The sequence below is a fragment of the Virgibacillus chiguensis genome (genome assembly GCF_900129865.1).
GTDB classification, from domain to species: domain Bacteria; phylum Bacillota; class Bacilli; order Bacillales; family Amphibacillaceae; genus Virgibacillus; species Virgibacillus chiguensis.
This window is the reverse complement of record NZ_FQXD01000010.1, coordinates 18,217-31,701: the sequence shown is the minus strand read 5'-3', so window position 1 is coordinate 31,701 and position 13,485 is coordinate 18,217. Positions and strand designations below refer to the sequence as shown.

At 36.9% G+C, this 13,485-nt stretch carries 13 protein-coding genes and 1 pseudogene; 2 read left to right on the top strand and 12 right to left on the bottom strand.

The genetic code is table 11. The annotated features are described in order from the left end of the window. Positions 1-4 precede the first annotated feature (4 nt). From nagA to BUB45_RS11985, 8 genes are all read right to left on the bottom strand, one after another. Complete coding sequence (nagA, locus tag BUB45_RS12020; RefSeq protein WP_073009563.1) at positions 5-1,162, bottom strand: N-acetylglucosamine-6-phosphate deacetylase; 1,158 nt, start codon at positions 1,160-1,162, stop codon at positions 5-7. A 128-nt stretch (positions 1,163-1,290) separates the two neighbouring features. Further along, complete coding sequence (locus tag BUB45_RS12015) at positions 1,291-1,707, bottom strand: PTS sugar transporter subunit IIA (RefSeq protein WP_073009560.1); 417 nt, start codon at positions 1,705-1,707, stop codon at positions 1,291-1,293. A 43-nt stretch (positions 1,708-1,750) separates the two neighbouring features. Then, a complete protein-coding gene (locus tag BUB45_RS12010) occupies positions 1,751-2,572 on the bottom strand; it encodes a PTS system mannose/fructose/sorbose family transporter subunit IID (RefSeq protein ID WP_073009558.1) in 822 nt (273 codons plus the stop codon). Next, positions 2,562-3,329: a PTS N-acetylgalactosamine transporter subunit IIC gene (gene agaW, locus BUB45_RS12005; RefSeq protein WP_073009554.1), complete on the bottom strand. Its 768-nt coding sequence runs from the start codon at positions 3,327-3,329 to the stop codon at positions 2,562-2,564. Before agaW ends, BUB45_RS12010 begins: the two co-directional genes overlap by 11 nt. 25 nt (positions 3,330-3,354) lie before the next feature. Further along, positions 3,355-3,840, bottom strand: coding sequence for a PTS N-acetylgalactosamine transporter subunit IIB (agaV, locus tag BUB45_RS12000; RefSeq protein WP_101932810.1), 486 nt, complete (start codon positions 3,838-3,840; stop codon positions 3,355-3,357). Positions 3,841-4,075: 235 nt separating this feature from the next. Beyond that, positions 4,076-5,254, bottom strand: a complete 1,179-nt coding sequence (locus tag BUB45_RS11995; protein WP_073009548.1) for an SIS domain-containing protein — start codon at positions 5,252-5,254, stop codon at positions 4,076-4,078. Positions 5,255-5,348: 94 nt separating this feature from the next. After that, positions 5,349-6,065, bottom strand: coding sequence for a GntR family transcriptional regulator (locus BUB45_RS11990; RefSeq protein ID WP_244527726.1), 717 nt, complete (start codon positions 6,063-6,065; stop codon positions 5,349-5,351). 134 nt (positions 6,066-6,199) lie between these two features. Then, positions 6,200-6,556, bottom strand: coding sequence for a hypothetical protein (locus tag BUB45_RS11985; protein WP_073009545.1), 357 nt, complete (start codon positions 6,554-6,556; stop codon positions 6,200-6,202). A gap of 218 nt (positions 6,557-6,774) precedes the next feature. Between BUB45_RS11985 and BUB45_RS11980 the strand changes: the two genes are divergently transcribed. Then, entirely contained in the window at positions 6,775-7,227 is a 453-nt protein-coding gene (locus tag BUB45_RS11980) for a hypothetical protein (protein ID WP_073009542.1), read from the top strand. A gap of 196 nt (positions 7,228-7,423) precedes the next feature. Here the strand turns inward: BUB45_RS11980 and BUB45_RS11975 are convergent, their stop codons facing one another. Together BUB45_RS11975 and BUB45_RS11970 are read right to left on the bottom strand one after the other, a co-directional pair. Continuing rightward, on the bottom strand, positions 7,424-8,608 hold the full coding sequence (locus BUB45_RS11975; RefSeq protein WP_073009539.1) for an ROK family transcriptional regulator: 1,185 nt from the start codon (positions 8,606-8,608) through the stop codon (positions 7,424-7,426). A 502-nt stretch (positions 8,609-9,110) separates the two neighbouring features. Further along, positions 9,111-10,052, bottom strand: coding sequence for a DMT family transporter (locus BUB45_RS11970; RefSeq protein WP_073009536.1), 942 nt, complete (start codon positions 10,050-10,052; stop codon positions 9,111-9,113). Positions 10,053-10,304: 252 nt separating this feature from the next. Here BUB45_RS11970 and BUB45_RS20795 point away from each other — a divergent pair. Next, positions 10,305-10,753 (top strand): annotated as a pseudogene (locus BUB45_RS20795) (aldose epimerase family protein). Positions 10,754-11,321: 568 nt separating this feature from the next. On the opposite strand, the gene BUB45_RS11955 reads toward BUB45_RS20795, so the two are convergent. Beyond that, positions 11,322-11,792 (bottom strand): UPF0158 family protein, encoded by a 471-nt coding sequence (locus tag BUB45_RS11955; protein ID WP_073009530.1) that lies wholly within the window; start codon positions 11,790-11,792, stop codon positions 11,322-11,324. Between the two features lie 222 nt (positions 11,793-12,014). After that, complete coding sequence (locus BUB45_RS11950) at positions 12,015-12,638, bottom strand: NUDIX hydrolase (RefSeq protein WP_073009527.1); 624 nt, start codon at positions 12,636-12,638, stop codon at positions 12,015-12,017. Positions 12,639-13,485 lie beyond the last annotated feature (847 nt).

The window sequence follows — 13,485 nt, the reverse complement described above, 5'->3', positions numbered from 1 at the left end:
CTCCTCACTTCTCGTTGTTTTTTTGATATTTAATTTCGCCACTAATGACAGTAGCTTGAATTTGGCACTGCTCATCTATGACGACAAAATCGGCATATTTTCCTGGACGTATGCTTCCTAGTTCTTGTTCACGACCTAAGCTATGAGCGGGACTTAGACTAGCTAAATGCCAAGCTTCATCCCATGTGCGATCAGACCATTGACTCAAGTTTTTAATCGCATCCTTTAAGATTAACGTACTTCCAGCTAAAGAACCGGTTTCTGTCCGCGCAATCCCATTTCGCATTACAACAGGGAATTCGCCTAACTGATAACTTCCATCTGGCATAAGCCCTGCACGCATGCAGTCCGTAATTAGAACAGTACGATCGCCTTTCACTCGCCACGTAAAAGCTGCGACATCAGGATGTACATGATGCCCATCACAAATTAATTCAACAAAAGCTTGTTTAGCCATTAAGGCTGATCCAGCTACTCCCGGATTCCGATGATGAAATCCAGCCATCCCGTTAAATAGATGCACAAATGTATTTGCCCCTGCTTCAATAGCAGTTTTACAGCAGTCATAATCTGCATTGCTGTGGCCAAGGCTTACTTTTACATTTGCTTCCGTTAATGCAGTAATAAATTCTTTAGATCCTTTCCGTTCTGGTGCTAGCGCAATTTTCACGATAGAACCACCCGCAAGCTGTTGCCATTTTGTAAACAGTTCTAAGTCAGGATCACGAAAATAGATAGGATTTTGTGCCCCTTTATGCTTTTCTGTAAAAAAAGGTCCTTCTAAATAAATCCCCTCTGACTGTGCTCCAGAAAGTCCTTCCTCCGTCGCCTCCACAATCGCTGCTATAGATTGTTCCAAGTTTTCGGAAGAGGACGTTAATGTCGTTGGTAGAAACCGCGTTACCCCAAGCGGCAACAAGGCTTCTGAAATTTGCTGCACAGCTTCTTTGGTCCCATCCATAATGTCATAGCCATTGACACCATGAATATGTGTATCAAATAACCCAGGGGCGATGGTATAACCGCTCCAATCCACGATATTAGCTTGTGTAGTAAGGCTTTTCTTCCATTCGCCAAAACGTCCATGATCAATGGCAAGATAACCTGGACCTTCCAACCTATCTTCTAATAAAAATTGATCTGCCTTTATATAATATTGCATTCCTTACACTTCCTTTAAATTGGGTACGAATGAATAGATTATTTTAGAAAAATTTGGCTTATTGATATAGCTTTATGCGAAAAACGTTGTTGTTTTACTTATGCAATAAACCGTATCGTGTAAAAGCTTTATATGCCGTCCAAATCCTCTTCTTTGTTCTTTTTCGCGATTTCAAACGATTTAATGTTTGTTTGTCCTTCATATAAAGCATGTTGTACAAAATCATCTAGGTTTTGTTCCCTTTGGAATAAACTGCTTAATAGCATTGGTGAATTGGTTCCGCCAATTACCCTTACATTACCTTTTGATGCAGCAATTTTAGAACTTACGTTAAAAGGTGTGCCTCCCGCTAAATCCGCAAAACAAACAACACCACTTCCATATTCAACCTCAGCCATTGCTGCTATTAAATCATGCTCCAATTGTTCTTGATTTTCATGAAAAGGGACTGTTTTTAACCCTTCTACATCTCCTGCAATCAAACGAATAGATTCATACATCCCCTCAGGATACGAACCATGTCCAGTTATTATAATCCCAATCATTGTATGCACCCTTCCCGACTTCCATTTTCATTTATTTCCTTACCTACATAACTCCAAAATAAGATCCGATAAGCCCTACAACGACGGTTAATCCAATTAAAGTAAGCGGTGAACGACCTTTTTTAAGCAGCCAATAAACGAGTAGTGTATAGGCTAAAGGTAAAAGAGCAGGCATGATTTGATCTAATATATCTGTTTGAACATTTAATTCAGATTCACCTTGTGTCCACGTGTAGTCAATTTTAAATGAAACGTACGTAGCTATTAATCCTCCAACAACGGTTAATCCGACAATAGAGGCCGCACGTGAAACATGCTGTGTTCCTTCTTTCAATTTTGCAATTGCTTTTACTCCTGTTTTGTAGCCATAGTTCATTAAACCAAATCTAACTCCAAAATGGATGATATTGAACATGATTAGAAACACAAAGGGGCCAAAAATATTACCATTTACCGCCAGAGAAGCACCGATACTCGCTGTAATAGGTAATAATGTAAGATAGAATAACGCATCCCCTATACCACCTAAAGGTCCCATCGTTGCCACTTTAATTCCACGAATAGCTTCTCTATCTTCCTTCTTTTGCTCCATTGCTAAAATAATACCCATAATAAAAGTGACAAGAAATGGATGCGTATTAAAGAATTCCATATGGTCTTTCATCGATTTACTTAAATCTTTTTTGTTTTTATGAATTGATTTTAAGCCTGGTAATATAGAGTAAAGCCAACCTGCTGCTTGCATACGCTCATAGTTAAATGAAGCTTGTAATAATAAAGATCTCCATGCTAATTTTCTAAGTTCCTTCGGTTGTAAATCCGGAGCAGAAGTTGTATCTTCATAATGATAACTATTAGATGCCATCCGTAATCTCCTCCTCTTTAGGCGCAGGACCTTGTTTATTTTTATTTTGATAAAAATCATATAGCGCTATCGCTAAACCAATTAAAGCGATTGCTAATATTGGTAATTCTAAATATGCCGCAAGAATAAATCCTACGATAAAGAACATAATATACTCTACTTTCATCATAATTCTCAATAACATTGCAAAACCAATAGCTGGCATAATTCCTCCTGCAATGGATAGGCCATCTATAATCCATTGGGGGACAGTTTCAACAAAGGCAGCTGCTTGTTCTGCTCCGAAATAAATTGGTAAAAATGCGATCAGTGCATTAAAAGAAAATAGAATGGCAATACCTAAATAATTTATCCTGTCTATCCCTTTTGTATTTGCATCTAAAGCAAATTGATCTGCTTTATGCATGACAGGGGCAAATAATGTGAAAAATAATGTAATTAATCCTTGTACCGCGACAGCAAATGGTATTGCTACCCCCACAGCCACTTGTGGATCTTGACCAGCTATCACACCAAAGGCTGTACCAATAACTCCTCCAATAACTACATTTGGAGGTTGGGCTCCTGCAAGCGGAACCATTCCCATCCAAATTAATTCCAATGTACCCCCGACAATTAAACCAGTAGTTACATCACCTAAAATTAAACCGACAACTAAACCGGTAACAACAGGACGGTGCATGTGGGTTAAACCTACATATAAATCAATCCCAATAATACCTGCCCAAATAGCAATTAAAATCGCTTCCATTAACATGTTTGATTCCTCCTTTAAGCGTAAGTTATTTAAGAAGATCCATAATGTCTTGCCCTTTTTCGTTTGGAACTCCTCTTAAATCAAGCGTTACCCCCATATCATGCAGCTTATTAAATGCTTCAATATCTTTTTCATCAACAGAGACAGTAGAAGAAATTTGCTTTTTCCCTTCTGCATAATGCATATTACCTATATTGATATGGTCTATTGGTACACCGCCTTCTTTTAAAGCTAGTGCATCATGAACATCTTTAACGACGAGAAATATCTTTTGCCTTGGTGAAGCCTTATGGATCACATCAATGGTTTTTTGAATAGAAAAGTATCTTGCCTGAATAACATCTGGCAACACCATGTCCATCAAACTCTGTTGCACTTCGTCTTGTGAAACTTTATCATTGGCAACTACGACTAGATTTGCTCCTAAATGGTTAACCCAAGTAACTCCGACCTGCCCATGTATTAAGCGATTGTCAATTCTTGTTAACAAAATATTTGGTTTTGTAGTCATTTTTTTCATCCTTTCGATTTGTTTAAATAAAGGTTGAGAAATAAAATTTTTCTTTCAATTACTGTAGAAATGCACTGCTATATCGATTTAATTGCTTTTAGGACACAGTAATACATTTTAAAAACACGTACTTTCACTTATGTCCCAACCTCATTTCTTACCATAAAGTAAATCCCTTCAAAAATAGGCATCTATTGCTGTAGCCCATATTTATTTACACGTAACCAGCCTTTCACTATGCGAATGTCATAGGATAAATCGTTACACCTTGCACTACGCGATTGACGGATCCGTCTGGGCTTGGGTTATCTGGCGTAATTCCTAATTGAATCGATTTTTTCAGTGCTAAAACTTGTGCAAATACGACGTATAGTAAAGATAGGTAGAAATCATTTTCTAGTGACTGCTTGCTATTATTAACAGACACTGTCCAGTTTGCATATTGACTTACTTCTTCATTATCCATTTCAGTAAGCGCAACCGTTTTAATGTCCTTTGGTTCTCCGGATAACTCTTTTAATATATCCAAATCATATTTTTGTGTATAAGCATCTTGAGACATAAACAGTACGACGATGGATTTGTCATTCAAAATAGATTTCGGTCCGTGACGGAATCCTAACGAAGACTCGTGAACAGCTACCACTTTACCTGCTGACAGCTCAAGCATTTTTAAAGCTGCTTCATGAGCAAATTTCCCAAGCGAACCAGAGCCTAAATAAACAATCCTGTCCATACCATGCTCTAACACCGCATCTACCGTATTCACAACGCTTTCAATAAATTTCTCTCCATTAGTAATAACCGTCTGTAGCTTCTCACCTGCATTAGTATCTTTAGAAAAAGCCAAATAACAAATGACCATCATACTCGTAAAGCTGCTTGTCATAGCAAATCCTTGATCATGCGCTTCTTCCGGTGTAAGAATCGTTAAGCTGTTCTTATCATCTTTTGTGTTGACTGCCAGCTTCCCTTCTGGATTACATGTAATATTTACTTGATAAAAATGGTCGATCCTATCTGTTGCCAACTTAACCGCAGCCAAACTCTCCGGACTATTCCCTGATCTTGCGAACGATACCAAAATGGTTGGTACTTTCTTGAAGATATAGTTAGTCGGATTAGAAACGAGATCTGTTGTTGCAATTGCTTCAAATTGCACCTTTTCCTGATCTTGTTTTTGTAATTCAGGAACTAATATGTCACCAGCAAACGCTGACGTTCCAGCACCAGTTAAAATTACTCGCACTTTCTCATGCTTACTATATATAGCATGTAAAAAGTTGTGAATTTCCTCCTTTCTCTCTGCAAATATGTGTAATGCTTTATTCCAAACTTTAGGCTGCTGATAAATTTCTTGAGCCGTATGACCTGCCTTGCCTTTTTCTAATTCTTTCTGAGTTAAGCCAAACATGATGCTCCTCCTTCATTCATCTGGTTATGTTGTCATAACCAGTTGTGTTATGAAATAGCTCTATTAAGTATAATATGAACTCAATAGAGGTTTTTTACGTTAGTTCTACTGTATAATCAAATTTATCGCCTCGTGCTACGCTAATGGTATACTCAATGAGTTGCTCGTGATGATAGGCAAATCGTTTAATTAACATAGCTGGTTGCTGGGTTAGAGCATTTAAATAACCAGCTTCTGTTTCCCGTAATTGGGTTGCTGAAAAACGTTCAATTGCTCTCGTAACGTGGACCTGATAATCATGTGAAAAAATATCATACATAGGCTTTTCCATCAATTTTTCTTTTGTTAAATATGGAAACCACTTCTTTGGTAGATAGGATGTTTCATACATAAGTGGTTGTTCATCTGCAAGTCGTAAACGTACGACCTCAAATACTTCATCCAATGGTTCTAACCCCATTTTATTTGCTATCCTAGTATCAATGGCTATCTCTTTGAAAGATAAAACCTTGGTCATCGGCGTCTTTCCCACTTTTTTCATTTCTTCTGTAAAGCTGTACAGTTTAACTAAATTTTGTTCAATGGAGGTAGCCGATACAAATGTTCCTTTTCCATGTAACTTATAAATATAACCTTCTCTTTCTAACTCTTGCAGCGCCTGCCTCACCGTAATCCTACTTAATTTATACATATCACACAGTTCACGCTCAGAAGGTAATTTATCATGTTCTTCATACGTCTCTTGTTCGATTTTCTCAATGATTTCGTTCATAAGTTGTAAATATAAAGGCACCTTACTACTTTTGTCCAAGACTTTAAATGCCCTCCTCTCTATGTGGTTATAACCAGTTGTTGATTTTAGTATAAAATAAACTTTAAATAATGTAAAGGCTTTTATACGAATGAAATGTACATAGTTGCCACTAGTATAATACAGATACATATCTATTTTTTCACATAATGCGTTGCATACAGCTTTTCCACATAAGGACTTCCTGACTTCGAAAATCGTAACTGTTGTTTTGCTCCTTTTCCCCAAGATTTATATACCGTTTCAGAAGGCTTTAAATCCTGTTCTCGGGCAAACTTTCTTAACGTTTGCAAGATAAACTGCAGTTTGGATAGGTTACCAAGTATCATTCGCTCTAAGTAGGAAACCCTTTTACGCCTCCAATCTTCCACTTGCTTCGGAGTAATTCTTTCCATTTTTATTAATAAATCTAGCGGACTAATGTATCCTTTTTCTTGCACTAATTGGGCCGCATAATAGCGAACGCTTTTTTCAATTTTTTGTTTACTCATGTTACCCCCCCTTTTTTACAAATGCCCACATTTAATAGCATTACGTTTATTTACATCATTAAAGTATACTATATAATAAAGCGAATCTTCCATCCATGGAAATGTTTCAACACCCCTTAGAAAAATTGATAGCTTTGCGCAAATTGCTATTTTATTCTACAACTTTCCTCCCTATATGATATAATCGTATTATATTTTAGAGAGGAGGGATTATAAACATGCAAATGGAAGAAAAGATCATTACGATGCTGGAACAAATCTCTACAAGCATACAAGAACAAGGGGAACGAATTGGTTCTCTTGAAACACGCTTCGATAACTTCGAGAAGCGTTTCGATAATCTGGAATCACGATTTACTGAGCAAGAACAAAGAATTGATGAACAAGGACAAAGAATTGCAACTATCGAACACAAACTTGATGAACAAGGACAAAGAATTACAACTATTGAACAAAGACTGGATGAACATAAAGATATCTTAACCGCACTACGCTCCGGGCAAGAATATTTAAAAGCAGAGATAGACGGAATGCGTATAGAAAATGCAAAAGAGTTTGGTTATGTGAAGAAAGAAATCAGCAACATGCATGTAAATTTTGCTGTACTGAGAGAAGATGTATGGACAAATAAAAAGGACATTTATATGCTAAAACAAGCAAGCTCGAATTAACGATAGACTTGCTTTATTTTTTTCTTGTTAACCCTCTGTTTTTCTCTTCAACAAAGTCCCCAAGACTAATTATCCTATTATTACATGACATCCCCTTTTCAATTGTAAAAGGGGATGTACATATTTATTAGAGATTATATACAGTGCTTGGCACAACACGATACGTTGCTTTCTTCATACAAGCCATGTCTGTTTCCTAGCCTAAAACAGAATCAAATATTTCCACCAAAAGCAACGCTACAGCACCCAACACAGTAGCATCTTTCCCAAGTTTCGTTACCTTCACTTCTGTATTTTTTGCCCCTTCTGTCAAAGCATTGTTGTTGACTGTCTTTTTAATAATAGGTAAAAGGAATTCCTCACTTTTCATAACCCCTCCACCTAACACAATCTTTTCTGGGTTAACAATATGTATCACATTCGTTAAGCCAATACCTATAGCAAAGCCTGTTTCTTCTAATACATCTACATACAGCGTATTTCCAGCTTTTGCGAGCTCAAATACACTCTCTGCAGTGAGCTTAAAAGAATGCTCCGCTCCTCGTTCAGCTAATTTTCGCTGTGCGCGTCTTACAATTGCTGGACCCGTAGCAAAAGTTTGCAAGCAACCATGATTTCCGCACTCGCAAATTTCTCCATTAATGTCGATCGTCATATGACCTATTTCACCAGCAATATCTTTTGCACCATGAAATAATTTTCCATCTGTTACAATCCCAGCGCCTACGCCTCGCCCTAAGTTAACAGTCACCATACTACCTAAGTCACCATGACCACCAAACCATGCTTCACCTAGAGCCATTGCACGCGCATCGTTTTCCACTTTTACCGTCACACAAAACTCTTGTTCTAACGCTTCTTTTATCGGAATATCCGTTAATTTTAAATTGGGGGCATATAAAGATTTCCCTGTAGCTACTTCGACAACACCATGCATCGCTACACCTATACCCATAATTTCTTCCATTTTCACATTCGCAAGACGTACCACCTCGTTAATACTCTGTTTCATAACATCTAGAAAGGAGGCCTCTGTAATCGGAGTGTTTAACACATATGATATACGTCCTAAAATTGTACCACCCAAATCAGTAACAATTGCATTCATCGTCTCCGGACCAGCATCCACTCCCACCAAATAATAGGCTGTTTTATTAATATAAAGCATCGTAGGTCTTCTCCCACCCATTGAGGTAGCCTTTTTCTGTTCATAAACCATACCTTGCTCTAGTAATTCTTTAACAATACTGCTTACTGTAGGGGGAGTCAGCTCTGTTTCCTTAGCTATTTGTGCCCTAGAAATAGGCTCGCACGTCCTAATTTTATTTAAAATAATTGATTTATTTACTGATTTCATTAACTGAAATGTTCCTCGTTGCATAGCAACCTCCAAAATGATAGCAAAATATTTGTGTGCAACTTATCTCTTGAGAAAAACGTCGTCGTTTTATTTGAATAGTGCAAAAAAATATCAGACTTTTTGAATCTACTGTGAATTATTATACCATTCTCATTGTTAGATGAAAAAGGCTTGGCTTATTGGAAAATATTTCTGATGTTTTCCTAGCAGCGTATGGAACACCGCATTTGGGCTTTGCACCTATATTTCATAATAGATGGTCGTTCTCCTAATGCGAGACGAGGCGGTTTCTTATACGATAGCCCTTATAAAATTATATTTTCCTATACTGTTAGAAAAATTTGGCTTAACGCCAAATCATTATAGCGGAAACTGTGGCTTTTCTTATTACTATAAGCCTTAAAACTTTATACCTTCTTATAGTGTAAAAAGAAAAGACTTGACAACCCCCAAGCCTGACGTATCTGTTAACAACCTATACACGCTTTGCAAAAGATAAAGCCTCACCTACTTCAATTGCCTATCATTTGGATAACCTTTGCTTAGCACTACTTTTCCCTTTATAATTGACAGCAACAATTCCTATTGCCACTAACCCTAAAGCTGCAATAACATATACATCTAATGTCTCCGCTGGAATAAAGATAGCTGATAAAATGGCTCCAGATACAGGAGTAATAAATTTAAACATGCTTATTTCGCCAGCTTTATTATACTTTAAGATCGAGTACCACAAAGCAAAGGCAGCCGCAGACAATACAGCAGAATATACGAACAACCAAAACCCTAAAGGCGTGAAAGTCATCGCTCCACTTTCTAGCTGTGGTACTCCAAAGATCAACATCAGGCTAGCACCAATTGACAATTGCCAGCCTGTTATGGCAAAGGGATGAATACCAACGGCTAACTCTTTTGCCATTATTGTACCAATCGCCCCTGTTAATGCCGCTAAAATCATATAGCCCTCTCCTGTAAAATGGAAGCTAAGTTGGAACTCTTGCCCCCAATTAGCAACAATAATTCCAGCAAAACCAGCCGCTAAGCCAATCCCTTTTTTCCAATTCATCCGATCATTGCTATAGAAAAAGTGAGCTAATATAACGGTAAAAAATGTACCGCTTGAAACTAAGATCGCCCCTTGCATTCCAGAAACTTTCGCTAACCCGTTATAAAAAAAGAAGTATTGCAGTCCTGTTTGGATAACACCAAATATTGTCAAAAACAGCATTTGCCTTTTCGTTACCATTAATCGCTTTCGATCTACAAGGAAGAGACCAATTAATATGATTAAACCTGCTAGTAAAAAGCGCATTCCTGCAAACACAATCTTAGCAATGGTATCATCTGCTGCCATTTGTAACTCATCATAGCTTACTTTCAAAACAGGAAAAGCACTACCCCATAAGATGGAACAAAAAATAGCAATGCCCACCACAATCCATTTTTTCTCAAAAACACGATTCACTTTATGTCATCTCCTCTATGATCCATTTTCTAGTATTCTTTATGAAAACGCATTTCATCATCTGCATTCCGCGAAAATATTGAATTTAAAATGTGAAGGTACAATACTCTATTATTTAAACATACAGACCTATTGTCAAACATATCGTTTTGTCGTTCATTTATATTAATTAGTTAGTTAGTTAATTAATTAAATTAATTAACTAATATAAATAAAATATTTCACCAAAATTCAACAGGAGGCCTATTTTTAGTGAAAGGGAAAAGGCACTTTGTTATTAAAAATGCGAGGCATCATCATTTACACGGTGGTATAAACGGCTTTAGCCATGTGCTCTGGCATGTTACTACAGAGCAAATAGAAAAAGGATATTCGTGCTATTCTGAAAACCATAGACCTGATGGAGATAATGGTTATCCTGGCAATGTGGAAGTGACGATCAGCTATATTTTGACAAATGAAAATACATTTACGATTATACGACAACAACGGATCAAGCAACTCCTATCGCCTTAACGAATCATAGTTACTTTAATTTGCGAGGAAGTAAAGGAGAAATAGTGAAGCAACATTATGCTAAAATGCGGAGCGATATTTGCTTGGAATTAAATAAAGACCTCATTCCATTCCAACAGGGAGGCCTATTACAAACGCACATGCGTTTCATTTTCAATCTTACCAGCAATGATGTACAGGTATGAATGCCGACCATGAACAAAACCGCATTGCCGGTAATGGGTATGACCATTATTTTGTTTCACGAACGAAAAAGTGCTTACTCGATTAAAAAACAGGCAGAACACTTCACGTTACCACCAATCAACCTGGCATGGTTTTGTATCATATAAACAAATACAAACAACATTTTCTCGTTACCAAGGAGTGTGTTTGAGACACAGGGTTCTCCAGCTGCACTTCGTTACAATCATTTTCCAAGTATTATGTTAGAACCAAATCAGATGTATCATCAAACAACTACTTTTTCCTTTGGGATAAAGGGTTAAAAGGCTACATGTAGAAAAATTGGCTATCGTCGATGGAACACCGTGGTTTAATCCATAAAATTTTAAATACCAATGATGCCTTAAGGTTTCAAGCATCATTGGTTGTCTTCTGAAGATAGATGGTAAAATCTAATACTAGTTATTAAGTATCGCAAACGTTACCCATTTCGTAACATGAGCAATTGGGAACATAATGACCTACTAAAAATATTTTAAGGACCTTCATTTTTGAGGTAATCTTACTAGATAATTTTATCTACAATACTTATTTATCTTCATATTTTATTTCATGTCTATGACAAAAATCAATCGCGATTTCCTTTAAACGGTTATGATGATAATCATACCAATCGTCCTCTAGGTCTAATGCGATTATTTTATCTTTAAATCTACGAAAAGCGCCCTTTCCTCGTATCGCTGTTAACAATTGCTGTTGATGTCGCTCATTTTTTACTGCTAGACAAAAATCTTCCATAATGTCGTATTCATCCATATCATATTTACTCGGAATGGTTTGATATTTCTCAAAAGAAAAAACAATATCTTCTGCCAATTTCAACTGTTTTTGTTCCCACGATGGTAAATGATCACCCTTTTCGCCATCTTCTGCCATACTTAAAAACTCTCTCATGATGTACACGATTTCCCCTGTTTCCTTATTCACAAATACATTGGAATCATCAAATTGCATATCCATCTCGTCGATTAATTCGGATAGTTTTAGAGCTTGGCTCATCCTTATTCCCTCTATTCTATAAAATAATTTTTCTCTCTTGTGGGTTCTTCACCCGTTACAGCCTCATGTGTCTTATCGTCAAATTTTTATGACGAAAAACGCCATCGTTTTACCTCTACTATAAATGCTCGAAATTTACATATTTCCCTCATCACAGAAAATTAAAAATAAATTTCTTTCGTTAATAAAGGATCTCACGCAAATCGAGGCAACGCGTTATATTTAAGAGCCATCTTGTAATAATGCTACAAAATGAGCAATAATTTTTGCGGTTAGCCCCCAAACCACTCTATCCTCGTAATAGTAAAATAATTCCTCCATTTTCGGTGTGCTCCAATTGTAATCTCTTCCCCCCTGAATATCATGATAAGGAAAATTCTCTTCCGGTATCACTTTAAAACTCACTTGATAAGCTTTTGGCTTCGTATCAAGGAAAAAACGTAAAGGTACGGAAAATAGTTCTTCTACCTCTCCAGGGTTAGGATGAATGTTTTCTGTATTCTCAACCGTTCCCGTAAAAGGAAACACAATCCTTCCAAAATCAGATACAATATAGTCTAATGGAATTACATTACGAATTTGCGTCTGCTCTATCCCCAATTCTTCCGATGTTTCCCGTAAGGCACAATGCAACTCATCTTTGTCACTTGGTTCTACTCTCCCACCTGGAAAACAAACATCTCCTGGTTGGCTTCGCATATGCTTCGACCGGACCTCAAAAAGCAAATGGGTTTCATTATTTACTTCTATTAGTGGGATAAGCACTGCATATTCACGAAAATGCTCCCTCCCTAAGATGGTCGGTTTTCGATGTTGCAATCGTTCAATAACTTCTGCTGTGTTCATTATGTCCCCCCTAACCACGCTACCTACACTTATTATATAACACTTGTAATTAAGTTGAAATGAAACCAAAACGATTAGGTAGAATGACCTTCAGAAAGCTTTCCTTATTATTAACAAAGCGAAAGATCCTCTAAAAGAACCACTCTAAAGCGGTTAGCAAATCTTACTTATTGTCCATGTTGATGTCGAAAATTATACGATGAACTTCCACATTTTACTATACCTTTATGTATTGTGCATGACTCATATTGGTTAACCGTAAATCCCTTCGTTCAAACAATGATTCATAGAATAAAAAAAACACTTCTTCTAGCTAAATGATAATCGTATATGGACACACGATCCAGCAATGAATATAATCTATTTGTTTTCCAATAATGCTTTTTCACTATATCGTCACAAACTTTGCGAAAACTACATGGACCATTTATGAGGAAGCGCTTATAACAAGAACCATGTAACATAACACACTTCACTTTGTTTAAAACTTAATCCTTTTTCTTCCATTTATAAATAATTGTTTATAACATGGTATTGTAAATATGTCGATATTTCCCGGGAAATTGAAAAAAGCAGGGCTAAAAAAAGACAAATAGTTATGAACGAAACGTGGAATGAAATGATGTAGGAGAGCTTCGATATGAGGCATTGCCTTAGTAGGAAACGGAATTCTACTGGTGCGATTAACCATCTGTAATTACGAAGACCTCAACTTGTTGCCCCCCCTTTGTTTATTGCATGCATGGTAGAAAAACTTGGCTTATCGCCAAATCTTTATGTCGAAAGAGTTTATGTTAATACGATAAGCCTTGAATTTTTGTTTTCCTATCATGCAAGCAGTATAACG